Here is a 24,767-nt window from a genome sequence, read left to right on the forward strand (position 1 = left end):
CATTCAGGAAGCCCGCGTTATCGTTGACGTTTTTCGCGAGCAAGCTCGCTCCTACAGAGGGCAATCCAGTTCCCCGCATTTGATCGGGTTTACCAGGCAAGAACTGTGTTGTGAGTGGAACCCACTATGAGTGACAGCTACCTTTCGTTCGTCAATTCTCCCTGGGGCCGGCGCCTGGCCCAGGCCGTCGGCTTGCCGCAACCCTTGCCCCTGCAAAGGCATCGCAGCGGCCAGGCCGGCCTGGCTAATCCTGTGATCATCGCCGGGGCAGGGCGCCTGGTGGCCTCGGTGCAGCGCGTGTTCAGCGCCACCGACACCGTCGCCGCGACCCCGGCGACGCTCAAGGCACCGTCCACGGTCAAGGTGCAAGGCGCGGTGTTCGACGCCAGCGGCGTGACCGGCCTGCAACAGTTGGATGAGCTCTACCTGTTCTTTCACAGCAATGCCAAGCGCCTCGGCCAGCATGGCCGGGTGGTGGTACTCGGCACGGCACCCGAGCATTGCGACGACTTGCCCCAGGCCATCGCCCAACGCGCCCTTGAAGGCTTGGTGCGGTCGCTGGCCAAGGAACTGCGCCGCGCGATCACCGTGCAACTGCTGTACGTGGCGCCGGGCGCGGAAGACGCGCTGGACAGCAGCCTGGGGTTCTTTCTGTCACGCCGTTCCGCCTATGTCTCGGGGCAGGTGGTGCGCCTGGAAAAGCCGGTCGATGGTCATGCCGCCATCAACTGGGATAAACCCTTTGCCGGCCGGCGTGCCCTGGTCACCGGCGCCTCCCGTGGCATCGGCCTGGCGATCGCCCAGGTGCTGGCGCGCGACGGTGCCCATGTGGTGTGTGTGGACGTGCCCCAGGCCCAGGAAGCCTTGCAGCAGGCGGCGACCAGCGTGGGCGGTTCGGCATTGCCGCTGGATATCACCGCCGCCGATACCATCGCGCTGTTGCAAACCCACGTCAGCCAATACGGCGCCTTTGATGTGGTGGTGCACAACGCCGGGATCACCCGCGACAAGACCATCGCCAAAATGACCGAGGCCGCCTGGCGCAGTGTCCTGGCGGTCAATCTCGAAGCGCCGTGGCAGCTCAGTGAGGCCTTGCTCGACAGTCAGGGTTTGAACCCCGGCGGGCGCATTGTGTGCGTGTCGTCGATTTCCGGTATCGCCGGCAATCTGGGGCAGAGCAACTACGCCACGTCCAAGGCCGGTGTGATTGGCCTGGTACAGGGCCTGGCACCGCGTGCGGCAGCCCGGCAGGTCACGGTGAATGCGGTGGCGCCTGGTTTTATCGAAACCCAGATGACCGCGAAGATCCCGCTGATGATCCGCGAAGCGGGGCGGCGCATGAATTCGTTGTCCCAGGGCGGGCAACCCATCGACGTGGCCGAGACCATTGCCTGGCTGGCGCATCCGGCGTCGGGCGGCGTCAATGGCCAAGTGGTGCGGGTGTGCGGCCAAAGCCTGTTGGGAGCCTGACCGATGAACTACGTGACGCAGATTATCGACCCACCGCCGTCGCGCACGCAGTTGGTGCTCGACGGCCTGCGCGCCTTGCGCAAACCCAAGCTCGACGGTGCGCCACCATTGCCCACTGCGCGCCTGGTGCGCAGTGCGGTGGAGTTTTCGCCGGCCGGTATCGCCGCTTACGCACGGGCGTGTGGCTTTCGTCGCGAGCAGGGCGTGCCACTGTCCTATCCCCATGTGCTGGCGTTCCCCCTGCACCTCATGCTGCTGACCCGGCCAAGCTTCCCGTACCCGGCCAGTGGCATGGTGCACCTGGCCAATCGCATTCGTCAGCACCAGCGCTTGCACGAGGGCCAGGCGTTGCGCCTGGAGGTGTATTGCGAGCGCTGGGTGGCCCATCCGAAGGGGCAGGCGTTGAGCATCGCCACCCGTGCCTACAGCCAGGAAACCCTGGTGTGGGAGAGCGACAGCCTGTATTTGCGCCGTGGCGTCAGCAATCCGGTGGGTGAGCCCTGGAATGACCCTTTGCCGTTGCAGGAAGACGGCCTGTTACGCACCCAGCGCTGGGTACTGCCCGCCGACCTGGGGCGACGCTTTGCCAAGGTCTCGGGGGATTTCAATCCCATTCACACCTCGGTCATCGGTGCCAGGCTCTTCGGCTTTCGTCGCGCCATCGCCCATGGCATGTGGACCCTGGGCCGCGCATTGGCAGCGCAACAGCCGCCCGGTGGCCTGGACGAGGCCGAGGCCCATTGCGACTTCAAATTGCCGATCTTCCTGCCCGGCCAGGTCGCCCTGTGGCGCCACCCGGCGAGCGGGCCACGGCGCGAGTTCGAAGTGCGCAATTTCGCCGGGGACAAGCCCCATATGCGCGGGCTATTCATTTGGAAAGAGAGCCAGCAATGAGTGACTACAGTTTTACCCCAGCCCCGACCCGCCGCGTGGCGATTATCGGCGGCAACCGTATTCCATTTGCGCGCTCCAACACGGTGTATGCCCACGACAGTAACCAGGACCTGCTGGTCGCCGCCCTGCAAGGATTGGTGGAGCGCTACAACCTGCACGGCCAACGCCTGGGTGAGTTTGCCGCCGGAGCGGTGATCAAGCACTCGCGGGATTTCAACCTGGCCCGCGAGGCGCTGTTGTCCACCACGTTGTCTGCGCAAACCCCTGCCTATGATGTGCAACAAGCCTGTGGCACCGGCCTGGAAGCTGCGCTGCTGGTGGCGAATAAAATCGCCCTCGGCCAGATCGAAGTGGGCGTTGCCGGTGGTGCCGACACCACCTCCGACGCGCCCATTGGCATCAACGAATCCTTGCGCCATACCTTGCTTGCGGCCAATCGCGCCAAAAGCCTGGGCGACAAGCTCAAGGCCTTGATGAAAGTACGCCCATCGATGCTGTTCAAACCGTTGCTGCCGCGCAATGGCGAGCCGCGCACCGGCCTGTCCATGGGCGAGCACTGCGAAGAAATGGCCAAGCGCTGGCAGATCAAGCGCCTGGCCCAGGACGAGCTAACCCTCACCAGCCACCAGCGCCTGGATGCGGCTTATAAACGCGGCTTCTTCGACGACCTGATCAGCCCCCATCGCGGCTTGGCCCGTGACAACAACCTGCGTGCCGATATCAGCCTGGAAAAGCTCGCAGGCTTGTCGCCGGCCTTCGACCGCCAGAACGGCACGCTCACCGCCGGCAACTCCACGCCCCTGACCGATGGCGCCTCGGTGGTGCTGCTGGCCAGTGAAGAATGGGCCGCCGCCAATGGCTGGCCGGTGTTGGCCTACTTGCGCACCGGCGAAACGGCTGCGGTGAATTTTGTCGACGGCACCGAGGGCCTGCTGATGGCGCCGGCTTACGCCGTGCCACGCATGCTTGCGCGTGAAGGCTTGAGTTTTGCCGACTTCGATTTCTTCGAGATCCACGAAGCGTTCGCCGCCCAGGTGCTGTGCACGCTCAAGGCGTGGGAAGACCCGCAGTATTGCCGCGAGCGACTCGGCTTGAGCGCCCCCCTGGGCGCCATCGACCGGGCCAAGATGAACGTCAACGGCGGCTCACTGGGCTGCGGCCATCCCTTTGCGGCCACCGGTGGCCGGCAACTGGCGGCGCTGGCCAAGGCTATCCATGAACGCGGTGGCGGTCGCGGCCTGATCTCGATCTGCGCGGCGGGTGGGTTGGGCATCACCGCCATCGTCGAAAAGTAGCGCTATCAAAAACAACAATAAGGACACTGCGATGAACGCTATCAGCCTGGAACACACCGAACGCATCTGGTTGAACACTTACCTGCCCGGCGTGCCGGCGGACATTGACGCCGGGATCGAGGACTACCCGTCGCTGCGCGAAGTGTTCCTGGAGCACCTGGAAAAATTCCGTGAACGGGTGGCCTACGTCAGCATCGGCACGGAAATGACCTATGCCGATTGGCGTACCCAGGGCATTGCCTTTGCCGCCTGGCTGCAGGGCCAGGGTGTGAAGAAGGGCGATCGGGTGGCACTGATGATGCCCAACTGCTTGCAGTACCCGATCTGCCTGCTGGGCACGATCCTGGCCGGGGCGGTGGTGGTCAACGTCAACCCGTTGTACACCGCCCATGAACTCAAGCACCTGCTCAAGGACAGTGGCGCCGAAACCGTGGTGATCTTCGAAAATTTCGCGCATACCCTGGAAAAAGCCATGGTGGGCAGCAGCGTCAAGCGTGTGGTGGTCGCGGCCATTGGCGACTTGCTGGGCGCCTTCAAGGGCGCGGCGATGAACTTCATCCTGCGCAGCGTACAGAAGCAGGTACCGGCCTTCAGGCTGCCCGGCTCGCTGCGTTTCAACCAGGTGCTCAAACAGGGCAGGGCCATGCACCTTTTGCCGGTCAGCCTGGGCCGCGAAGAACTGGCCTTTTTGCAATACACCGGCGGCACCACCGGCGATGCCAAGGGCGTGATGCTCAGCCATCGCAATATCATTGCCAACCTGCTGCAAGCCAAGGCCTGGGTCGGTGACCAGTTAAACCTGCACAAGCAGGAAACCAACGTGACCTTGCTGCCGCTGTACCACATCTTCTCACTGACGGTGAACTGCCTGATGTTCATGTGCCTGGGCGGGCGCAATATCCTCATCGCCAACCCTCGGGACGTGAAGCGCGTGCAGATGATCCTGCGCAAGGAACGTTTCAATGGCATTGCCGGGGTGAACACGCTGTTCAATGGGTTGCTGGAGAACAAGGAATTCTGTGCACGGGACTTTTCCGATTTGCGCCTGGTAATTGCTGGCGGCATGGCCACCCACACCGCGGTGGCCAAGCGCTGGAAGGAGGTGACCGGGCTGCCGATCATCGAAGGCTACGGGCTGACCGAATGTTCGCCCGTGGTGAGCATCAGCCCCATTGATATTTCCCGCATGCGCGAGATGGAATTCACCGGCAGCATTGGCGTGCCGTTGCCGTCTACCTGGGTGCGCTTTGTACGCGAAGACGGCGAACTGGCGGACATCGGCGAGCAGGGCGAGTTGCAAGTACGCGGCCCGCAAGTGATGCAGGGCTATTGGCAACGCCCAAGGGAAACCGCCGAGGTGCTGGATGCCGAGGGCTGGCTGTCTACCGGTGATATCGGCGTGATGGACGCCCGCGGGTATATCCGCCTGGTGGACCGCAAGAAGGACATGATCCTGGTCTCGGGCTTCAACGTGTACCCCAATGAAATCGAGGACGTGGTGGCCATGCACCCTGGGGTTGCCGAAGTGGCGGCCATTGGTGTGGAAGATGCGGTGACCGGGGAGAAGGTCAAGATCATCGTCGTGCGCAAGGACCCGACCCTGACACAGGAGCAGATTCTTGCGCACTGCCGGGAGTACCTGACGGGGTACAAGCTGCCCAAGTATGTGGAGTTTCGCACCACGGAATTGCCCAAGACCACGGTGGGCAAAGTGCTGCGTCGGGCCTTGCGCTGATTGAATGGTTCAGATGACCAAATGTGGGAGCGGGCTTGCTCGCGAAAGCGGCGGTTCAGGCACTGAAGGTGCCGACTGACACAGCGTATTCGCGAGCAAGCCCGCTCCCACTTTTTAAACCGTGCCCACTTTCACCCAGCGTTCCTCAAGGGCGGCCACTCGAATCGCCGTCGCCAACCGCTCCACCTCCCATGCGGCCTCAAAGTCCGTCCCCAGCGCCCCTTGGCCGGCCAGCGCCATGATCAACTCGTGCACTTCCAATGTCTTCAATTCGTTGTAACCCAACTGATGCCCCGCCGCCGGGCTGAATGCCGCATAGCCGGGCAGGGCTGGGCCTGCCAGCAGGCGCTGGAAGCCGTCCTGGCCGATGCGGTACAGGCGCAGTTCATTCAAGCGTTCCTGGTCAAACGCCAGCGTGCCTTTTGTCCCGCTGATCTCGAAACTCAGGTGGTTCTTGTAGCCGTGCTTGAGCCAACTGCTGCTCACCGTGCCACGGGCGCCGTTGGCGAAACGCAACAGGGCATGCACCTGGTCATCCACGGCAATGGCTTTTGAGGTGGGGCTGCCGGCGGTGGCAGGGCGCTGGCTGTGCACGGTCTGGGTATCGGCACAGACATGGGTTACCTCGCCCACCAGGTAGCGGGCCATCGACAGCAAATGGCTGCCCAGGTCAGCCAGGGCGCCGCCAGCATGCTCCACTTCGCAGCGCCACGACCAAGGGGAGGCGGGGTCGGCCATGAAGTCTTCGCTGAACTCACCTTGAAAACTGATGATCTGGCCCAGCTCGCCCTGGGCAATCATCTGCTGCGCCAGCACGATCATCGGGTTGTGCTGATAGTTGTAGCCCACCCGTGTCACCACCCCGGCGGTATGGGCGGCGCGGCGCATGGCGTCGGCTTGTTCTAGGCTGACGGCCAGGGGCTTTTCACAATACACGGCTTTGCCCGCCGCAATCGCGGCCATGGCCATGGGGTAATGCAAATGGTTGGGGGTGGTGATGGCCACGACGTCGACCTTGGGGTCGTTGACCAGCGCTTGCCAATCGCCATGTGCTTGGGCAAACCCCCAGTTGCTGGCGCAACGTTGGGCGCGCTCGGTGTCGGCATCGGCCAGGGCGGCCAGTTTGAGGTGCACCGGCAATTCAAATACTGCCCGAGCGTTATTGAACGCCAGCGCGTGGGCGCGGCCCATGAAGCCTGTGCCGATCAAGCCGATTCCGAGTTCACGCATAGCCGTGGTCCTTTGGATTATTGTTTTCAGGAAAGGCTATTAATGGAATAAAAATTCACTAAATTCAATAGATGGAATAAAAATTCATTTTGTCGGGCGGCGCCAGACGGCAATGAGGCCATCATTTCAACTGATGCAGCTATATTCAGCACATGGCCAAACGCCGCCAGTTAACAAAAGATAACGTAGCGCCGATTGTCAGACGATTCCAAAGCCCGATAGGATGGCTCCTGCTTCCTCCAGGCGCTCTAGATTGCAGGTTTCAAGGTCCTGGCAGAGAAGACGACCTAACAATAATAAATGGGAGAAAGGTCTATGAGTGAGCCTGTCATGGGTTGGGTTGTTTGCCGCCCACGCGCCGCACGCAGGGTTGCGTTGCTGGCCACAGCGCTCTCGCTGCTTGCGGGCAGCGTATTGTCGCTGCCGGTTCTGGCCGCCAGCGATACCTCCGCCGCCGCAGTCTTTGCAATTGAATCCCCCAAGGCCGCCAAAGGCTTGATGATCGACGTGGTTCACGCGGGCAAGCGCCTGGTGGCGGTCGGTGATCGGGGGCATATCCTTTATTCCGATGACCAGGGCAACACCTGGGCCCAAGCCAAAGTACCCACCCGGCAACTGCTCACGGCGGTGTTTTTCGTTGATGATCAGCACGGTTGGGCCGTCGGCCATGATGCGCAGATTCTTGCCTGTACCGATGGCGGCGCCACGTGGACCCAGCAATATCAAGACCTCAAACGCGAAGCGCCGTTGCTCGATGTGTGGTTCAACGACGCTAACCACGGCCTGGCCGTGGGCGCCTACGGTGCGTTGATCGAGACCACCGACGCCGGCAAAACCTGGAACGATGTCAGCGAGCGCCTCGACAACGAAGACCAGTACCACCTCAACGCCATTGCACACGTCAAGGGCGCCGGCCTGTTTATCGTCGGTGAGCAAGGCAGCATGTTTCGCTCCAGCGACGACGGCCAGACCTGGGAAAAACTCGAGGGCCCCTACGAGGGTTCGCTGTTTGGCGTGATCAGCACCGCACAGGCGCAGACCCTGCTGGCGTATGGTTTGCGCGGCAACCTCTACCGCTCCACCGATTTCGGCAGCACTTGGGAGCAGGTCCAATTGAACGCGGCGCGTGGTGCGCTGGAATTTGGCCTGTCGGGGGCGACCTTGCTGGAGGACGGTTCCATTGTTGTGGTCGGCAACGGCGGCAGCGTAGTGGTCAGCCATGACGACGGCCAGACCTTCAGTGTGTTCAATCGCCCGGACCGTATTTCACTCTCGGCGGTCACGGCGGCCGGCAATGGCAATTTGATCCTCGCGGGGCAGGGTGGCGTGCGGGTTGCCACGTCGGCCGGCGCAGAGCTCTCAAAATAATAAGAAGGCGGGGATTCAATGAGCAGTCATCACAACGATAAAGCGACCTTTCTTGAGCGTCTGATCTTCAACAATCGCCCGGCGGTGATCGTCATCTGCCTGCTGGTGAGCCTCTTCCTGTTCTGGCAGGCGACCTTGATTCGCCCGTCCACCAGCTTTGAAAAAATGATCCCGCTCAAGCACCCCTTCATCGAAAAAATGATGGAGCACCGCAACGACCTGGCCAACCTGGGCAACACCGTGCGTATTTCGGTGGAAGCCAAGGACGGGGACATCTTCACCCAGGACTACATGGAGACCCTGCGCCAGATCCACGACGAGGTGTTCTACATCTCCGGGGTGGACCGCTCGGGACTCAAGTCCCTGTGGAGCCCCAGCGTGCGCTGGACCGAAGTGACCGAAGAGGGGTTTGCCGGCGGGGAGGTGATCCCGCAGAGCTACAACGGCTCGCCGCAAAGCCTCGACCAGTTGCGCAATAACGTGCTCAAGTCCGGCCAGGTCGGGCGTCTGGTGGCCAATGACTTCAAGTCGAGCATCGTTGATATCCCGCTGTTGGAGTCCTACCCGGACCCGCAGGACCAGGGCAAGTTGCTGGCCCTGGACTACCGCAAGTTCTCCCATGAACTGGAAGACAAGATCCGCGACAAGTTCGAAACCCAGAACCCCAACGTCAAGATTCATATTGTCGGCTTTGCCAAAAAGGTCGGCGACCTGATCGATGGTCTGGTGATGGTGGTGCTGTTCTTCGGCGTTGCGTTCGTCATCACCCTGATTCTGCTGCTGTGGTTCACCAACTGCCTGCGCAGCACCATTGCGGTGTTGAGCACGACATTGGTAGCGGTGGTCTGGCAACTGGGATTGATGCACTTCTTCGGTTTCGGACTGGACCCGTATTCAATGCTGGTGCCGTTCCTGATCTTCGCCATCGGCATTTCCCATGGCGTGCAGAAGATCAACGGCATTGCCCTGCAATCCAGCGAGGCAGACAACGCGCTGACCGCCGCGCGGCGCACGTTCCGGCAACTGTTCCTGCCGGGGATGATCGCGATCCTCGCCGACGCAGTGGGCTTCATCACGCTGCTGATCATCGACATCGGTGTGATCCGCGAACTGGCTATCGGCGCGTCCATCGGCGTGGCGGTGATCGTGTTCACTAACCTGATCCTGCTGCCGGTCGCGATTTCCTACGTGGGCATCAGCAAGCGTGCCATCGCCAAGAGCAAGAAAGACGCGAACCGCGAACATAGCTTCTGGCGCCTGCTGTCCAAATTCGCCAGCCCTAAAGTCGCGCCGGTTTCGGTGTTCCTGGCCTTGATCGCCTTTGGTGGCGGCCTCTGGTACAGCCAGAACCTGAAGATCGGCGACCTGGACCAAGGCGCACCGGAACTGCGCCCGGATTCGCGCTACAACAAGGACAACAACTTCATCATCAGCAATTACTCCACCAGTTCCGATGTGTTGGTGGTGATGGTCAAGACAAAGGCCGAAGGCTGCTCGCGCTATGAAGCCATGGCGCCCATCGACCAGTTGATGTGGAAGATGCAGAACACCGAGGGCGTGCAGTCGGCGATCTCGTTGGTGACCGTGTCCAAGCAAATGATCAAGGGCATGAACGAGGGCAACCTGAAATGGGAAACCCTGTCGCGCAACCCGGATGTGCTGAACAACTCCATCGCCCGTGCCGATGGCTTGTACAACAACAATTGCTCCCTGGCGCCGGTGCTGGTGTTCCTCAATGACCACAAGGCCGAAACCCTCGACCGCGCGGTGCATGCGGTGCAGGACTTTGCCAAGGAAAACAACAAGGACGGCCTGGAATTCATCCTCGCTGCTGGTAATGCCGGGATCGAAGCGGCCACCAACGAGGTGATCAAAGAGTCGGAACTGATCATCCTGATCCTGGTGTACCTGTGTGTAGCGACCATGTGCATGATCACCTTCCGCTCTTGGGCTGCGACCCTGTGCATCGTGCTGCCTCTGGTGTTGACCTCGGTACTGGGCAACGCACTGATGGCGTTCATGGGCATTGGCGTCAAGGTCGCGACCTTGCCGGTGGTGGCCCTGGGTGTGGGGATTGGCGTGGACTACGGCATCTACATCTACAGCCGCCTGGAAAGCTTCCTGCGCGCCGGCCTGCCGTTGCAAGAGGCGTATTACCAGACGCTCAAGTCTACCGGTAAAGCCGTGCTGTTCACCGGCCTGTGCCTGGCCATCGGCGTGTGTACCTGGATCTTCTCGGCCATCAAGTTCCAGGCCGACATGGGCCTGATGTTGACGTTCATGTTGCTGTGGAACATGTTTGGCGCACTGTGGCTGCTGCCGGCCCTGGCGCGGTTCCTGATCAAGCCGGAGAAGCTGGCGGGGCAGAAGGGCAATTCGTTGTTCGCGCACTGATCCTGCTCCCAAATGGCGGGAGCGGGCTTGTGTGGCAGCTGGCTGGCCTGCGATAGCATCACCGCGGTGTCACTGATACACCTCGGCGCCTGCATCGCGGGCAAGCCCTGATGCCAGTCAGTTAAGCGGTCATCGCCTTCTGTAGGAGCGAGCTTGCTCGCGAAAAACGTCAACGATAACGCGTGTTTGCTGAATGAACGCGGCGCCTGTAAGTTTTTCGCGAGCAAGCTCGCTCCTACATTTAGGGCAAGCCCGGCCCCCACACAAAGCTTTCACATGGGTGCGCTGTTCAACCTGTAGGTTACAGCCTGGGCTATCATTGCGGCTTTCCCCAAAATGATTGACTGCCATGACTGCCGACACCCTGACCTGCGTCCTTGCCACCAGCGATATGCTGATCATCAATGGGCTGCACGCCTTTGACTTCAAGCTTGATCAGCAGCTTCAGATCCAAATCATGGATGGCCGGGAACTCAAGCGTTGGACCTTCAGTCCAGAACAATTGGAAGCGGCTACCTTTGACGAGAGCTTGCAAAGCTGGTTGCTGATCAACGACGACGGTGAACACCGTCTGGTCTGCTTGAGCGCTATCCAGGGCGACAACAATAACGACGAGGACGAAGCAGATGATGCGTAAATTCTGGCCCCTGCTGATGGCAGGCAGTGTCGGTGCGATGTCGGTGCAGGCCGCACCGGCCGATATCCATGAACTGTTGGTCGGCAGCTATACGGCCGGCACCAGTGAAGGGATCTACCGCCTGCAATTCGACAGCAGCACCGGGCAGTTCAGCGGCAAGCCGGTGCTGGCGGCGAAAACCGCCAACCCTTCCTGGCTGACGATCTCCAAAGACCAGAAGCACCTGTTCGTGGTCAATGAGAACGGCCCGGGCCAGGAAGACCCGGTCGGCCGCGTCAGCAGCTACAGCATCGACCCGCAGAACCACCAGTTGACCCTGATCAACCAGGTGCAGAGCCTGGGCAATGAGCCGACCCATTCCAGTGTGGCCGCCGATGGGCGTTACCTGTTCGTCGCCAACTATTCGGTGGTGGAAGACCCGGGTGGCAGCCTGGCGATTCTGCCGGTGGATGCCAGCGGCAAGCTGTCGGCGCCAGTGCAATTGAGCGGGCACCCGGCCAGCCGTGTGAACCCGGAGCGCCAGGCGTCCAACCATGTGCATTCGGTGGTGTCGTCGCCGGACGGCAAGTATGTATTCGTGCAGGACCTGGGCGCGGACAAGGTGTTTGCCTACCGCTACGACCCCAAGGCCAATCACGAGCTGCCACTGACAGCGGCCGACCCGGCGTCGGTGCAGTTGCCACCGGGCAGCGGGCCGCGTCACTTGCTGTTCAGCGCGGACGGCAAACACGCCTGGCTGACCACTGAGATGAGCGCCCAGGTCGCCGTGTTCGACTACAACGAGGGCAAGCTGACGCAAACCCAGTTGCTCGACTATGCCGCCGGCCAACCGGTGTCCGACAAGGCCGGTGCAGCGTTGCATGCCTCAAACGACGGCAAATTCCTGTACGTGAGCAACCGTGGTACGGCCAATCAGATGCTGGTGTTCAGCATCGACCCGGCCACCGCGCACCTCAAGGAAATTCAGCGGCGTTCTGTCGAAGGCGACCATCCGCGTGAGTTCAGCCTCGACCCGAGCGGCAAGTTCCTGCTGATCGCCAATCAGAAAAGCAATGAAATCGTCGTGGTTGAACGCGACCCCAAGACCGGCCTGCTGGGTAAAACCGTGCAGAAATTGTCGATCGATGCCCCCAGTGACCTCAAGTTCCTGGTGCGTCAATAAGCCACAGGCCCCGCAATGCGGGGCCTGTGCCGTTGTATTAATCGCAGTGATAACGGCTACTGTTTCAAAGCATTTCTAAGGTTCAACCCTCGAGCGTAAGTTGAGTTCCAAGGCCTTCCCAGGCCACCCAACAAACGAACACAAGGGTTACCGCCATGAACGTCAATCTCTTCTCGATCATCGCCGCTTCTGCTGTTTCCGCCACTGTGGCACTGCCTGCCGCCGCTAGCGTGGAAGTCACCGGCAAAAAATCCACTGTCACGGCCTACACCCAGAAATACCTGCAACAGAGCGCCAATTTCTATGCCGCGCTGGATCACAAGAGCCAGCACTGAGCCGCGGTCAACTGTGGGAGCTGGCTTGCCTGCGATGGTATCAACTCGGTACTTCAGTTACACCGAGTCGCCAGCATCGCAGGCAAGCCAGCTCCCACAGTTGATTGGATTGGCCTCAGGGTTTTGCCATCACTGCGATAAACAACGGTGAATCCAGAAACCGTTGCAACCAGGCCTGCAAACGCCGATACGGCGTCCCCGCAAACCACTCCCGATCCACATGGGCAAACTGCCGCACAAAAGGCATTAGCGCGGCATCTGCCAGGCTCAGGTGCTCGGCGAGCAGATACTCATGGTCTGCCAGCAACGTTTCCAGTTTCTGCAAGAACATCTCACCCTCCGCCCGATAGTGTTCCATCGGTTGCTCCGGGTAGCGCTCGGCATACTTGTATCGATTCAAATGATGCTTGAACACTTGGTCATTTTCTTCAATGAGCGCATACACCGCCGGGTCGCCCTGTAGCCGCCAGTTTTCGGGATCATGCTGCGCCAGCGCCCATTGCATGATCTCCAGGCTCTCCTCGATCACTCGACCTTCGACACTCAACACCGGCACCGTACCCTTGGGCGACAGCGCCAGCATCTCGGCTGGTTTGGCCTTGAGGCTCACCTCGACGATTCGCACAGGAGCGCCTGAGTAACGCAAGGCCAGCCGCGCCCGCATCGCATACGGGCAGCGCCGGAACGAGTACAGCAACGCTTCGTTCACTTGACCTCCAGGGTACTCAGGCCATTGCCTTGGCGCTGGACCTGGATTTGCACCGGGATGCGTTCATGCATTTCCTGTACGTGGGAGATCACCGCCACCTTGCGGCCCTGGGCCTGCAAGCCGTCCAGGGCGTCCATCGCCAGTTGCAATGACTCGGGATCGAGGCTGCCAAAGCCTTCGTCGATAAACAGCGACTCGATCTTCAAGGTGCTCGACGCCATGGACGCCAGGCCCAAGGCCAACGCCAACGACACCAGGAAGGTTTCGCCACCGGACAATGAATGCACCGAGCGCAGTTCATCACCCATCTCTGTGTCCATCACCAACAGCCCGAGCATGCTGCCGCCGCGTTTAAGCCGGTAGCGGCGCACCAGTTGGCGCAGTTGCACGTTGGCATGGTGCACCAGCAAGTCGAGGTTGTAGGCCTGGGCGATCTTGCGGAATTTGTCACCGCTTGCCGACCCGATCAACGTTTCCAGGCGGGCCCAACGTTGCCATTCCTCATAGGCTTTGGCGGTGGTCAGGGCCAGGGCCAGGTTGGCATTCTGGCGGCGCTGGTCTTCGGACTGGCGTGCGCGCAGTTCGGCGCAGTGTTTCTCACCCTCGGTCAGTTGCTGGTCAAGCGTTGCCAGCGTGGCGTCCAACTGCTCGGCATCCAGGTTGCCGTTGTGCTGGGCCTGGTGTTCGGCCAGGCGCTGTTCGCGTTCGTGCAGCAGAACCCTGGCTTGCTCGACGGCCTTTTCGCTGCTGTGCAGGTGCTGGCGCAACTGCGCGACCTGGGCGTCATCAAGGGCCAACAGGCGTGCCAGGCCCTGATCATCCAGTTCTGGGTGCAGGGCGCGCCATTCGCCGATGCGTGTCGCAAGGGCTTGCTGCTCCGCCTCCAATGCCTGCTGGCGTTGCTGCTGGGCCTTGAGGTCGGCGGCCAGCTGTACTTGCGCCGTGTGCACAGCGTGCAGTTCCTGGTTGGCGTCGGTCTCGCTTTGGCGCGACTGCGTGACGGCTTGCTCCAGTTGCTGTTGCCAGTGTTCGGCGTTGGGATGGTCCCCTAGCAAGGCGCGGAGTTTTTCCTGGACGGCGTGTTGCTGGTCGGCCAGCTCGGCGACTTGCAGATTCACAGCGTCAAGTTGCTGCTGACGATGCTGTTGGTGGGTGTGTTGTTTCTCGATGGCCTGTTGGCGCTCCTGCTGCTCGGCCTGCTCGTCGCGTTGATGGCCCAACTGCTCAAGGCGCTGGCTGACCTGCTGGTCGAGCTGCATGAAGGTCGCCGCAGGCGCGCTGCGCAAGCCTTCCAGCGTCTGGGTGGGCAACAGGCTGGCGAAGGCGCTGAGTTCCGCCTCCAGGCGTTCGCGGTCGCCGGCCAGTTGCCTTTGCTGGTCCACCAACAATTGCCGGGCTTGCTGGCTGGCATCCTGGGCCGCTTGTAATTGTTGCTGCAAACGCCCGGCGTTCTGTTGCAGGTTGAGCAGGGCGCCTTGGCGTTGTTCGTCCTGGCTGATGCTTTGGGTCAATTGGGCCAGTTGCTGGGCCAGCCAAGGGCTGCGCTTGGCGGCGTCCTGATTGAACAGCGAGGCAGACAGTGGGTGGGCTTGCAGGCTCGGTGCCAAACCCTGCTGCTGCGTGGCCAACTGTTCCTGCTGTTGCAGGAACTCTTTTTGCTGAGCGATCAGGCCGCCCACTTCACCGCGCAGTTCGGTAAGCTTTTCCTTGAGGCTGTCGACGGCTTTCTGCGCCGCCGCCTCTTCACTTTCATCATGGCGGCCCAGGCTTTGCAGCAGGGCTTCAGGCTGATGATAGGGGTGTTCGTGGCTACCGCACACCGGGCAGGGTTGGTCATCCTGCAACTGCTCGCGTAATTCCTCGACGCTGGCACTGCGGGCCAGGCGTTGGCGCTCAAGCAGTTGCTTGGTCACCGCCAGGGTTTGTTCGGCGACGGTGAGTTCGGCCTTGGTTTGCAGGCCGGTCTGGTTCAGTTGTTCGCGTTTTTGCGCGGCCTCGGCGAGCCTTTGCGTCAGCGCACCTGCCTGTTGATCCAACTGTTGCTGGCTGTCCCACAAACGGGCCAGGTCTTCGAAGGCGCGCTGTTGCTTGCGATTGTCTTGCAGCAGGCTGGCCAGCAATTGGATTTGTTCGGCCACCGCGTGCGGTTCGGCACCGGCCTCGTGGTAGAGCAAATCCAGGACTTCGCGCTGTTGGGTGAACTGTTCGCCGGCGGCGCTGGCGCGCTGTTCGAGTTGCCCCAGCTCGGCCTGGCCTTGGTTGAGGCGATTGCCGATCAACACCAGCTGTTGCAGGCGGTCACGGTAGGCGTTCCAGGCATCGCTCAGCGGGGTGAGGGCGGCGCTATGCTCAAGTTCGGTGGCCAGGCGCTGCAGGCGCTCGGTGACTTGGGCCTGTGTGTGTTGCAAGCCGTCGAGCAGGGCCTGGCCTTCGGTACAGGCGCTTTCGTGCTGGTGCTTTTCCTCGTTGCGCTTGGCCAGTTCGCGGCTCACATGGGCGAGGGTGTTTTGCTCTTCGATGGCCTGGCGCAGCAGGGGCGCGGCGTCGGCCTGGTGTTTCAGGGCCTCGGCCAGTGCTGCCTGGGCGGCCACTTGCTGGTGTTGCGCCTGTTCCTGGCGGGTGTGCAGGGCGGCTTGTTGCTCGAGGTGCTGCGCAATCTGTGCCGCCAGCGGCGTCAGCAAGGTGCCGAGTTCTGCCTGGCGCAGGAAGTGATGGCGTTGCGGTGCCAACTGCTCCAGCAGGCTGAGGTCCTGGCGTTGCTGGCCTTGGCTCGCCCAGGTTGCTTCGTCGCGTTGCAGTTGCTCCACCGCGTGTTGATGGCGCTCCTGCCATTCACGCAGCTCCTTGAGCCAGGTGTGCTGCAACTCCAGCTGCTTGAGCTGGGCTTGCTGGGTCTTGAGCTGTTGCTGGGCTTGGGCCAACTGTTGATCCAGCTCGGCGCGGGCTTCGGGGGCCAGGGGCACCACGCCGGTGGCTTGGTCCTGCAGCTGTTTGTGGGCGTCCTTGGCCTCTTTGGCCTTATCGAACGCACGGCGGCCCAGCTGGGTGTAGAGCGCGGTGTCGGTGAGCTTTTCCAGCAGTTCGCTGCGCTCATTGTCATTGGCCTTGAGGAAGGCGCTGAACTCGCTTTGCGCCAGCAGCACCGCACGGGTGAACTGCTCGAAGTTAAGGCCCAGGGCCAATTCGAGTTGGGTCTTGTATTCGGTTTTCTGGCTGGCTAGCAGTTGGTCGCTGTCTAGGTCGATCAGGCTTTGCCGGCTGTTCTGCAACTTGCCGCTGGCCTTGTCACGGGCGCGGTTGGCTTCCCAGCGCGCACGGTAGCGGCGGCCACTGACACCGACAAAATCCACCTCGGCATAGCCGCCACCGGTGCCACGTCGAATCAGGGTGCGCGGGTCGCCGATGGAAATATCCGTGTCGGCGTCCGGCATCTTGGCCTGGCCGGTGTCACCCAGGCGCGGCACCGCACCAAACAGCGCCAGGCACAACGCATCGAGCAGGGTACTTTTACCCGCGCCAGTCGGCCCGGTGATGGCGAACAGACCCGCACTGGCCAACGGCTCGGCGGTAAAGTCGATTTCGAACGGGCCGGCCAGGGAGGCGAGGTTTTTCAAGCGGATGGCGAGGATCTTCATGGCTGTTCGCCCTCCTGTTGCACTTCCTGGAGTAGCACGGCGAAGTCCTTCAAGGTCTGTTCATCCACCTCACTGCCGTAGCTGTCCTGCCAGGCGCGGCTGAACAGTTCCTGGGGCGTGAGTTGGTCGAGCTCGACCAGTTGCGCATCGTCCGCCTCTGTGCTGCCGCGCGTGCCGGCGTATTCGGTGGCGATACGCACCAGGCGCACGGCCTTGCCTTGTAGCGCGGTTTCGATCTGTTGGCGCAGGTCCGGTTGCGGCTCGTCGAGGCGCACGCGCACTTCCAGCCAGGGGTGGCGCTGGGTTTCGGCGAGCAGGTCGATGTCGGGCAGCTCACCGAGCTGCTTGAGGATATCGGCCAGGGGCGCGGCTTCCAGGCGTTGCAGGTTGACGGAGCGGGGAATCAGGATCGGTTCGCAGCCCACCAGCCTTTCGCCCTGGAACGTCACGTCGAGAATCTGATGCTTGTAGCCGATTTCGGAGAACGACAGGGGGATTGGCGAGCCGCTGTAGCGAATGCGCTCCTCGCCATTGACCTTTTGCGGCTTGTGCAAATGGCCGAGGGCCACATACGCCACGCTTCGGTCGAACAGTGTGGCGGGCAGTGCCTCGGCATTGCCGATGATCAGGCTGCGTTCGGAGTCTTCGGATACCGACCCACCGGCCATGTGCGCATGGCTGATGGCTATCAACGCCTGGCCTTTGTTGCGCTTGGCATTGGCGGCCGCGATCAACCATTCATGCACTTGGCCGATGCCGCGCAAGTAATCATCGCCCAGCTGTGCGCCGGTGACTTCCGCCGGGCGCAGGAAGGGCAGCGCCAGGCACCAGGCGGCGATCTTGCCTTTGGTATTAGGCAGCGGGATCAGCAGGCGGTCGGCATCCAGTTGGCCGTCATCCAGCCACAGCACCCGGCCCAGTGCATGGGTGCGCAGGCGGCGCATCAGCGGGGCCGGCAGTTCGATGCGCGAACCGGAGTCATGGTTGCCGGCAATCATCACAATGGTCAGTGTCGGCTGTTGTTCGTGGGCGCTGATGATGAAGTCATACAAGCGCTCCTGGGCCTTGAGTGGCGGGTTGACCGTGTCGAAGATATCGCCGGCGATCAACAGCACATCCGGGCGCTGGGCCTTGAGTTGGCCCAGTAGCCATTCAAGGAAACAGGCGTGTTCGAAGTCGCGTTCCTGGCCGTGGAGGTTTTGGCCCAAGTGCCAGTCGGAGGTATGAAACAGACGCAAGGCGAACTCCGTGGAGAAGATGAAAAGGAGGGGAGTTTACCTGTAAAAGTGCGCGTGGACTCATGGCCGACGCGATCAACGGTGGGCGATGTAGGAGCGAGCTTGCTCGCGAAAAACTAACAGGCGCCGCGTTTTCTCAGGAAACGCGCGTTATCGTTGACGTTTTTCGCGAGCAAGCTCGCTCCTACAGGGGTTACGGGGTGTTAGTGGGGGTGGGTTGCAGGCAACTACACAACTGTGCAGTTCGCCGCAGCCGCCGGTAACCACGATGCGAAGCGAGCCGCTCTTGATCTGCTTTTGATCTTAGGCGCCCCGTTAAACCACGCTGGCAGGAATTCGACAGTGATTTTGGCGGCCCCCAAAATCACTGGCGGATTACGGGCACACCGAGCCTGGGCGAGGTGCCGAGTGGTGGGGCAAGAGCGCTTTGGTTACTTTCGCGCTTTTCGAAAGTGACCCGCTGTAAAAGCGGAACCAATAGCAGCCATTACCGCAGGAACGGATATGTACGCGGTCTGATCCAACATCCCAATTGGCTGCCAGGCCGTCTTCGCAGGCAAGCCAGCTCCCACAGTTGGATCGTGGGGTGTCAGGTAGGCGGGCGTCGGCTGTCAGGCCGCCACGGGAGCAAGCTCCCTCGCCACAGGTCCAGCGTCGCCTCGAAGTTGTGTAGATACCTATGTTGCGATGGCGGAGTATCAGCCAGCACATCTGCCGACTGTTACGCCGCCATCGCGGGCAAGCTCGCTCCCACAGGGTTTTGTGGTGTTGGTTGAGGCTGGGTTACTTGGGGTAGAGCGGCGGCAAGCTGGTGGTGTCGGTGGCCGGGTCTTGTTCGCGTTCGGCCACGGGGATCGCCTTGATCGCGCGCCACAGGTCATCACCCAACCAGTATTGGCCGCTTTCGCTGTACAGCGCGCCATTCAACCCGTCCAGGGCATCCGACAGCGGCACAAACCGTGCGGCCATGTCGGCCAGGGTTTCGGGTTGTTGTCGCGCCCAGGCGTCGAGGGCCTGGCGGGTGGCATGAGGGTCGTTGGCCTGGGTGGCGCGCTTGAGGTCGTCGAGCAGGGTGCGTGGGCTGGGGCCGGTTTGGGCGGCGCGCTGTACCGCCGGTTGCCGGCGTGCGCGCCACCACAGGCCAAAGCCTAGCAGGGTGGTGCAGGCCAGTATCAGTGTGCTCAGCTGCCATAGCCACAGGCGGTCATCGTCGGGGGCGGTGATGATGGTCGGTGTCGCCGGGGTGTCCACCACCAGGCTGGGGTTCACCGCTACGTGCACGGTGCGCGCCGGCAGGCTGGTGCGTTCCAGATGATCTTCGTGGGTGTTCCACCACACCACTTCCACGGCGGGCAGTTCCAGCTCGCCGGCACGGGTCGGCACCAGGGCTTCGCGGTCTTCACGGCTGCCGGTCAGGCCGCGGTCGCTGGTGCGGTTAGCCATCACTGGTTGGTCGGGGTAGCGGCGCAGGCCGTTAACCTCGGCGCCGGGCAGCGCCGGCAGTTGTGCACTGGACAGGCCTTCGGCCTCCACGGTAAGGCTGCGGGTCAGGGAATCGCCGACTTGCACGTGGTCCGGCGTGGGGTTCCAGCCTTCGCTCAAGGTCAGGCTGCGCGCGGGCAACCAGGGGGTGTCGGCGGGGTAGGCGTCCGGTTTGGGTTTGACCGTCAAGGGCAGGGGCGCGGAGCTGACGTGAATCATCTTGCCCGGCTTGGTGCCCTGCAGGGTGTTTTCCTGGGGCGGTCGTGATTCCACCAGGGTGGCGCTGAAGGTCTGCGCCGGAATTACCACGGCGCCACTGTGTTGCGGGTAGAGGGCGTAGCGGGTTTCGATCACGCCATGGCGGATGCTGTTGATGACCTTTTCATAGGTGCGTGATTCGCCCAGTTGTTCGACACGTGCATCCGGTATCTGCAAGGGCGTGAGACTGCTGTCGTCATACAGCGACACCGAGTGGTACACGCGCACGGTCAACAGGGCCTGGGCCTGCACGTACACGCTGGTCTGGTCGAGGCTGGCTTCGATGAACACCGGGGCCAGTTCGGCGCTGGTGTTCTGGCTGGCGCTTTCCACCACTTGCAGGGTGATCGGCTGGGTCTTGAGTGCGCCCACCTGCAGCGGCGGGATAACCACGTTGCCGTTCACCTTGGGCAGCAGGGTGATGATCCAGCGGGTGGTGGCGTGGTTGTCGCCGTCCAGCGTGGTGAGTTGGTTGATCTGGCGGGTGCCGCTGACTTCGAACTGCGCGTCCAGGGGCGACAGGTCCGGTTTGCCAAACTGGGTCACATCACTCGATTGCACCGTCAGCTCCACCGTTTCCCCGGAGTTGAGGCGGCTGCGGTCTACGCTGGCGACCAGGTCCGCCGCCTGGGCGTGGCCTGCCGACAACGCGAGCAAGAGCAAAAGGGTGGTGCGGCGGCTCATCGAGTGGTGTCCTGATGTTGTTGCTGTTCGTACCAGAATTTGCGGCGCAACAGCTCGCCGGGGTTGTCCGGGATCTCCTGCAACCATTGCTCCAGCGCCTGGCGGCGCTCGCCTTCCAGGCGCGTGTCGGCAGGGCGCAGTGGCGGCGTGGTGGTCTGCTCGTCGCCCAGTTCGCTGCCAGGCACTTCATTACCGCCTGGCTGTGGCGCGGCGCCTGTCTGAGTCTCGGCGGTGCCGGCTTCGCCCTGGCCGTGGGACGACTGCTCGCCACCCTGGGCCGTTTGTGCGCTGGTGCCCGGTTGCGCAGTTTGGCCGGGTTGGGCGGTTTCGTCATCTTCGTTTTTTGCAGGCGGGTCCGGCTCGGGCTGCGTTTGCTCCTGCATCAGCGCTTCAACCAAGGCCTGGTTTTTCAGCGCCGGCTGCAAATCGGGCTGAGCTTCCAGGGCTTGTTCATACGCATCAAGGGCCGCTTCAAGCTCACCGGCCTTGGCCAGGGCATTGCCGCGGTTGTAGTGAGAGTAGGCGTCGCTGCCTTGGGCAAACCGCTTGATCGCCTCGGCGTAATTGCCGGCTTCATACAGCGCCACGCCTTGCCATTGCGGGTCCTGGAAGTGTTCGGCGGCTTCGGCCGGGCGTTTGTGCTTGAGCAGGTACTGGCCTTGTTGGTCGGGGCGCAGCCACAGGTCCTGCAGCCCGAAGGCGTAGCTGGGTTGCGGCGCGCCCATCAGCAGCAAGGGCAGGCAGAACAGCCAGCCGCGACGCCCGGCGCACGCGGCCAGCAGCAACAACGGCAAGAGCAGCCAGTAACCCTGGTCGGCCCAGCTGTCCAGGCGCAGCCGTTGGCCGTCGTCGCGCAGGGCTTGGGCGCTGTCGAGCATGCCGAGTTGGCGCAGGTCCTTGTCATCCAGGCGCGCCGCACGGTAGCGGCCGCCCATTTCGCTGGCGAACGCCTTGAGGGTCGGGCTGTCGAGGCGCGGCACCAGGATCGCGCCCTGGTCGTCCTTGAGAAATTCGCCGCTCTCCTGAGTCACCGGCGTGCCCTCGCGACTGCCGATGCCGAGGATCGACAACGTTGGAGCCTGGGTACTTTGCAGTTGCAGGCGGATGCCTTGGCGCTCTTGTTTGGACAGTGAGGAACCGATCAGCAGCAGGCGCCCCTGGCCGAGACCGCCTTGCTTGAGCAGCCCCAGGGCTTTTTCCACGGCCAGATCGGCACGATGGCCGGGCTCGGGCATGATCGACGGGCGCAGGGCTTCCAACAGGTTGCGACTGGTGGCCAGGTCATCGGACAGCGGCACCAAGGTATGGGCGCTGCCGGCGTAGACGATGATGGCCGTTTGCGCATCGGTGCGCGCTTGCAGCAAGTCGTACAGCTTGCGCCGCGCCTGTTCCAGGCGGTTGGGCGGGCTGTCGGTGGCGAGCATTTGCGGGGTCAGTTCCAGCAGCACCACCAAGGGGTCGGAAGGTTTCTGGCTGGCTTGTTCAACCCGTTGCCAACTGGGGCCCAGTAACGCGAGCACGGCCAACAGCCAGGCGATGCCGAGCACTACCCACGGCGATTTACTCTCGCGGCCATTGCCACCACTGAGCAACTCGGCATGGAACGCCGGCGGCAGGATCATCTGCCAACGCCCGGCGCGCTTTTGCCGATGCCAGAGCTGCCACAGCAACCAGCCAAGCAGGGGCAGCAACAACAGCCACCAGGGGCGCAACCAGTGCGGCCACAGCGCGATCATCGACGCCTCCGCAAACGCAGGCGCTGCAGACGCTGGCGCCATTCAGGGTGTTGCTGCAAAAACATGCCCTTGCTCGACAGTCTGTTGAAGCCTCGCTGCAAAGCGTTGTTCGGCCAGCGCTCCTGGATCACCAGCAACAGGCTCAACACCAACGCCAAGGCCAACGGGCCGCTGTACAGCGCCTGGGCCGGGCGGGCCTGGGTGGGTTGTTGCTCCACGGGCTCAAGGGTGTCGAGGGTGTCCTTGATCTTCAGCAGTTCCTCGCCGTCTCGGGCGCGGAAATACTGGCCGCCGGTGGCCTCGGCCAGAGCCTTGAGCGCCGGTTCGTCAAGGTCCAGGCTCGGGTTCACGCCAAGGATGCCCAGGGAGCCGGTTTGCTCGGGGTCGGCGCCGATGCCGATGGGGTAGATTTTTACGCCTTCCTCGGCCGCCAGGCGCGCGGCGGTCAACGGGTCGATCTGCCCGGCGTTGTTGGCGCCGTCGGTGACCAGGATCAGCACGCGGCTTTGCGCCGGGCGCTGGCGCAGGCGCTTGAGGGCCAGGCCGATGGCGTCGCCGATGGCGGTGTTCTTGCCGGCAATGCCGATGCGCGCTTCGTCCAGCCAGGTGCGCACGGTGCGGCGGTCAAAGGTCAGGGGCGCTTGCAGGTAGGCCTGGCTGCCGAACAGGATCAGGCCCACGCGGTCACCTTCACGCTCCTCCAGAAAGTCTCCCAGCAGGTGCTTGACCAGGGCCAGGCGGCTCACGTTCTCGTCCTGCCAATGCATGTCGGGGAAATCCATCGAGCCCGAGACGTCCACCGCCACCAGCAAATCCCGGCCGCTGGCAGCAATCGGCAAGGGTTCGCCCAGCCATTGCGGGCGGGCGGCGGCGGTCAACAGCAGCAACCACAGCACCACGAATGGGGCTTGCTGGCGCCAGCCGGGCAGGTTGGCGCGGGCACGGCGGCGGGCCAGGCCTTCGAGGTCGCTGAGGTAGCTGACTTTGAGCGCCGGTTCGCCGCTGTCGGCCACCGGCAGCACCAGGCGCATGACCCAGGGCAGTGGCAACAGGGCGAAGATCCACGGCCAGGCGAACTCAAACATGTTTGCGAATCCAGGTGTCGACGGCTTGGGTGAGGCCGGCGATGGCTTTGTCGTCGAGCTTGCATTCGGGCTTGTAGGCGCCTTCCACCAACACCATCCAGCGCGTCAGGCCAGCGGCAGGGCAGCGGTTGTCCAGGAAGGCCAGCCATTTGCGCCCGTTGAGGGTGTGGCTCTGGCTATAAGGGTAGTCGTTACGGCACAGGCGCTTGAGCAGGCCGTTGAGTTGCTGCAACCAGGCGCCCGCAGGCGCTCCGTCGTAGGGCTTGGGCATCAAAGCCAACTCGGCCAGGGCGGCGATACGCAACGGGTCCAGCGGTTGTTCGGCGCGAGCCACAGGGCGGCGGGCCGGCAGGAAACGGCGCAGCCACCACAAGCCCCAACCGAGCAGTGGGATCACCAGCAGCAACAGCCACCAGCCCGGCGCAGGTGGCCAGAAGCCAATGGCGGGCGGGGCGATCAGCGGTTGCAGTTGGTCCAGGCTGCTCATGGTTTTTTAACCGGGCGTTGCGGGTTGAGGTATTCGCGCAGTTGCTCGACCATTTCACTCTGGGTGCTCAAGGGCATCAACAACAGCCGCAGTTTCTGCGCGAGCAGCTCCCAGCGGGCGATACGCGCTTCGGCCTGGGCCTTGTAGGCCTGGCGCAGGTCGATATTCAGCGTGTCCAATTCCAGTTGCGCACCTCTTTGTGCGAAACGCAGCAGCCCGGCGGCGGGCAGGGCGTGGTCCAGCGGGTCGGAGATTGGTAATAACAGCAGGTCGCAATGGCGCGCCAACAGGCTCAGCTGTTGCTCGGCGCCTTCGGTGAGGGCGCGTTCATCACAGATCACCACCACCAGGCTGCCCGGGCGCAGTACCTCGCGGCCACGGCGCAAGGCCATGCCCAGGGCATCCGCTTCCGGCTGACGCTCGGTGTTCAGGCTCTGGTTGACCCGCACCAGCCGATTGAGCAGTTGCAACAGGCTCTGCTTGCTGCGCCGTGGCTTGATCTCGTAGTGCTCGTTGTCGCCGAATACCAGCCCGCCCACCCGGTCGTTATGGCCCAGGGCGGCCCAACCGATCAGGCTGGCGGCCTGGGCGGCAAGCACCGACTTGAACATTTGCCCCGAGCCGAAAAACAGCCGGCAACTTTGCTCGACCATGATGAAAATCGGCCGTTCGCGTTCTTCGTGGAACAGCTTGGTGTGCGGTTCCTGGGTACGCGCCGTCACGCGCCAGTCGATGGTGCGCACGTCGTCGCCGGCCTGGTACACGCGCACCTGGTCGAAATCGACGCCACGCCCGCGCAGCTTGGAGTGATGCAGGCCAACCAGCGGGCTACGCTGGCCAGGCGTGGAGAACAACTGCACCTCACGCACGCGGTGGCGCATCTCAATCAATTCACTGAGGGTTACGCGGATGCCATCGCTTGCGTTCATCGAC

General features: G+C 62.6%; 18 protein-coding genes. 9 read left to right on the forward strand and 9 right to left on the reverse strand.

Annotated features, from left to right (window positions below; genetic code table 11):
- The first annotated feature begins 126 nt into the window (after positions 1–126).
- The 4 genes from BUE92_RS04640 to BUE92_RS04655 are packed head-to-tail and all read left to right on the forward strand — an operon-like array spanning position 127 to position 5,394.
- Positions 127–1,470, forward strand: a complete 1,344-nt coding sequence (locus BUE92_RS04640) for a 3-oxoacyl-ACP reductase (RefSeq protein WP_073522171.1) — start codon at positions 127–129, stop codon at positions 1,468–1,470.
- A gap of 3 nt (positions 1,471–1,473) precedes the next feature.
- Positions 1,474–2,364, forward strand: a complete 891-nt coding sequence (locus BUE92_RS04645) for a MaoC/PaaZ C-terminal domain-containing protein (RefSeq protein ID WP_073522172.1) — start codon at positions 1,474–1,476, stop codon at positions 2,362–2,364.
- The gene (locus BUE92_RS04650) at positions 2,361–3,659 is read left to right on the forward strand and encodes an acetyl-CoA C-acetyltransferase (RefSeq protein WP_073522173.1); all 1,299 of its coding nucleotides are present in this window, start codon (positions 2,361–2,363) and stop codon (positions 3,657–3,659) included. Before BUE92_RS04645 ends, BUE92_RS04650 begins: the two co-directional genes overlap by 4 nt.
- A 31-nt stretch (positions 3,660–3,690) precedes the next feature.
- Complete coding sequence (locus BUE92_RS04655) at positions 3,691–5,394, forward strand: AMP-binding protein (protein ID WP_073522174.1); 1,704 nt, start codon at positions 3,691–3,693, stop codon at positions 5,392–5,394.
- A 114-nt stretch (positions 5,395–5,508) separates the two neighbouring features.
- On the opposite strand, the gene BUE92_RS04660 is transcribed toward BUE92_RS04655, so the two are convergent.
- Positions 5,509–6,624 (reverse strand): Gfo/Idh/MocA family protein, encoded by a 1,116-nt coding sequence (locus tag BUE92_RS04660; RefSeq protein ID WP_073522175.1) that lies wholly within the window; start codon positions 6,622–6,624, stop codon positions 5,509–5,511.
- Between the two features lie 330 nt (positions 6,625–6,954).
- Here BUE92_RS04660 and BUE92_RS04665 point away from each other — a divergent pair, with 330 nt between their 5' ends.
- The 5 genes from BUE92_RS04665 (at position 6,955) to BUE92_RS04685 (ending at position 12,520) form a co-directional block, all read left to right on the forward strand.
- Positions 6,955–7,992: a WD40/YVTN/BNR-like repeat-containing protein gene (locus BUE92_RS04665; protein WP_178380684.1), complete on the forward strand. Its 1,038-nt coding sequence runs from the start codon at positions 6,955–6,957 to the stop codon at positions 7,990–7,992.
- Between the two features lie 18 nt (positions 7,993–8,010).
- Positions 8,011–10,386: an efflux RND transporter permease subunit gene (locus BUE92_RS04670; RefSeq protein ID WP_073522177.1), complete on the forward strand. Its 2,376-nt coding sequence runs from the start codon at positions 8,011–8,013 to the stop codon at positions 10,384–10,386.
- Between the two features lie 349 nt (positions 10,387–10,735).
- Positions 10,736–11,023 carry a DUF5629 family protein gene (locus BUE92_RS04675; protein WP_073522178.1) on the forward strand — a complete coding sequence of 96 codons (288 nt, stop codon included), beginning with the start codon at positions 10,736–10,738 and terminating at the stop codon, positions 11,021–11,023.
- The gene (locus BUE92_RS04680) at positions 11,013–12,185 is read left to right on the forward strand and encodes a lactonase family protein (RefSeq protein WP_073522179.1); all 1,173 of its coding nucleotides are present in this window, start codon (positions 11,013–11,015) and stop codon (positions 12,183–12,185) included. The genes BUE92_RS04675 and BUE92_RS04680 overlap by 11 nt, the downstream gene beginning before the upstream one ends.
- A 155-nt stretch (positions 12,186–12,340) precedes the next feature.
- The gene (locus tag BUE92_RS04685) at positions 12,341–12,520 is read left to right on the forward strand and encodes a hypothetical protein (RefSeq protein WP_073522180.1); all 180 of its coding nucleotides are present in this window, start codon (positions 12,341–12,343) and stop codon (positions 12,518–12,520) included.
- A 115-nt stretch (positions 12,521–12,635) separates the two neighbouring features.
- Here the strand turns inward: BUE92_RS04685 and BUE92_RS04690 are convergent, their stop codons facing one another.
- The 8 genes from BUE92_RS04690 to BUE92_RS04730 all read right to left on the reverse strand — a co-directional run bounded on the left by BUE92_RS04690 (position 12,636) and on the right by BUE92_RS04730 (position 24,763).
- Complete coding sequence (locus BUE92_RS04690) at positions 12,636–13,229, reverse strand: glutathione S-transferase (protein ID WP_073522182.1); 594 nt, start codon at positions 13,227–13,229, stop codon at positions 12,636–12,638.
- A complete protein-coding gene (locus BUE92_RS04695) occupies positions 13,226–16,864 on the reverse strand; it encodes an AAA family ATPase (protein ID WP_073522184.1) in 3,639 nt (1,212 codons plus the stop codon). Before BUE92_RS04695 ends, BUE92_RS04690 begins: the two co-directional genes overlap by 4 nt.
- The gene (locus BUE92_RS04700; RefSeq protein WP_073522186.1) at positions 16,861–18,102 is read right to left on the reverse strand and encodes an exonuclease SbcCD subunit D C-terminal domain-containing protein; all 1,242 of its coding nucleotides are present in this window, start codon (positions 18,100–18,102) and stop codon (positions 16,861–16,863) included. Before BUE92_RS04700 ends, BUE92_RS04695 begins: the two co-directional genes overlap by 4 nt.
- A 783-nt stretch (positions 18,103–18,885) precedes the next feature.
- Complete coding sequence (locus BUE92_RS04710) at positions 18,886–20,526, reverse strand: BatD family protein (RefSeq protein ID WP_073522190.1); 1,641 nt, start codon at positions 20,524–20,526, stop codon at positions 18,886–18,888.
- Entirely contained in the window at positions 20,523–22,262 is a 1,740-nt protein-coding gene (locus tag BUE92_RS04715; RefSeq protein WP_073522193.1) for a tetratricopeptide repeat protein, read from the reverse strand. Before BUE92_RS04715 ends, BUE92_RS04710 begins: the two co-directional genes overlap by 4 nt.
- Complete coding sequence (locus BUE92_RS04720; protein WP_073522195.1) at positions 22,259–23,347, reverse strand: vWA domain-containing protein; 1,089 nt, start codon at positions 23,345–23,347, stop codon at positions 22,259–22,261. Before BUE92_RS04720 ends, BUE92_RS04715 begins: the two co-directional genes overlap by 4 nt.
- The gene (locus BUE92_RS04725) at positions 23,340–23,834 is read right to left on the reverse strand and encodes a DUF4381 domain-containing protein (RefSeq protein WP_003190798.1); all 495 of its coding nucleotides are present in this window, start codon (positions 23,832–23,834) and stop codon (positions 23,340–23,342) included. The genes BUE92_RS04720 and BUE92_RS04725 overlap by 8 nt, the downstream gene beginning before the upstream one ends.
- On the reverse strand, positions 23,831–24,763 hold the full coding sequence (locus BUE92_RS04730) for a DUF58 domain-containing protein (RefSeq protein ID WP_034126021.1): 933 nt from the start codon (positions 24,761–24,763) through the stop codon (positions 23,831–23,833). The genes BUE92_RS04725 and BUE92_RS04730 overlap by 4 nt, the downstream gene beginning before the upstream one ends.
- Positions 24,764–24,767: the final 4 nt, after the last annotated feature.

The organism is Pseudomonas fluorescens (assembly GCF_001902145.1).
In the GTDB taxonomy this organism is placed as follows: domain Bacteria; phylum Pseudomonadota; class Gammaproteobacteria; order Pseudomonadales; family Pseudomonadaceae; genus Aquipseudomonas; species Aquipseudomonas fluorescens_BV.

What these genes read in the sequence shown, in the direction of transcription:
- BUE92_RS04685 (WP_073522180.1), top strand. Translation starts at nt 12,341, where the DNA reads ATGAACGTCAATCTCTTCTCGATCATCGCCGCTTCTGCTGTTTCCGCC.
- BUE92_RS04650 (WP_073522173.1), top strand. Translation starts at nt 2,361, where the DNA reads ATGAGTGACTACAGTTTTACCCCAGCCCCGACCCGCCGCGTGGCGATT.
- BUE92_RS04730 (WP_034126021.1), bottom strand. Translation starts at nt 24,763, where the DNA reads ATGAACGCAAGCGATGGCATCCGCGTAACCCTCAGTGAATTGATTGAG.
- BUE92_RS04640 (WP_073522171.1), top strand. Translation starts at nt 127, where the DNA reads ATGAGTGACAGCTACCTTTCGTTCGTCAATTCTCCCTGGGGCCGGCGC.
- BUE92_RS04720 (WP_073522195.1), bottom strand. Translation starts at nt 23,347, where the DNA reads ATGTTTGAGTTCGCCTGGCCGTGGATCTTCGCCCTGTTGCCACTGCCC.
- BUE92_RS04715 (WP_073522193.1), bottom strand. Translation starts at nt 22,262, where the DNA reads ATGATCGCGCTGTGGCCGCACTGGTTGCGCCCCTGGTGGCTGTTGTTG.
- BUE92_RS04695 (WP_073522184.1), bottom strand. Translation starts at nt 16,864, where the DNA reads ATGAAGATCCTCGCCATCCGCTTGAAAAACCTCGCCTCCCTGGCCGGC.
- BUE92_RS04665 (WP_178380684.1), top strand. Translation starts at nt 6,955, where the DNA reads ATGGGTTGGGTTGTTTGCCGCCCACGCGCCGCACGCAGGGTTGCGTTG.
- BUE92_RS04680 (WP_073522179.1), top strand. Translation starts at nt 11,013, where the DNA reads ATGATGCGTAAATTCTGGCCCCTGCTGATGGCAGGCAGTGTCGGTGCG.
- BUE92_RS04675 (WP_073522178.1), top strand. Translation starts at nt 10,736, where the DNA reads ATGACTGCCGACACCCTGACCTGCGTCCTTGCCACCAGCGATATGCTG.
- BUE92_RS04710 (WP_073522190.1), bottom strand. Translation starts at nt 20,526, where the DNA reads ATGAGCCGCCGCACCACCCTTTTGCTCTTGCTCGCGTTGTCGGCAGGC.
- BUE92_RS04655 (WP_073522174.1), top strand. Translation starts at nt 3,691, where the DNA reads ATGAACGCTATCAGCCTGGAACACACCGAACGCATCTGGTTGAACACT.
- BUE92_RS04670 (WP_073522177.1), top strand. Translation starts at nt 8,011, where the DNA reads ATGAGCAGTCATCACAACGATAAAGCGACCTTTCTTGAGCGTCTGATC.
- BUE92_RS04645 (WP_073522172.1), top strand. Translation starts at nt 1,474, where the DNA reads ATGAACTACGTGACGCAGATTATCGACCCACCGCCGTCGCGCACGCAG.
- BUE92_RS04725 (WP_003190798.1), bottom strand. Translation starts at nt 23,834, where the DNA reads ATGAGCAGCCTGGACCAACTGCAACCGCTGATCGCCCCGCCCGCCATT.
- BUE92_RS04660 (WP_073522175.1), bottom strand. Translation starts at nt 6,624, where the DNA reads ATGCGTGAACTCGGAATCGGCTTGATCGGCACAGGCTTCATGGGCCGC.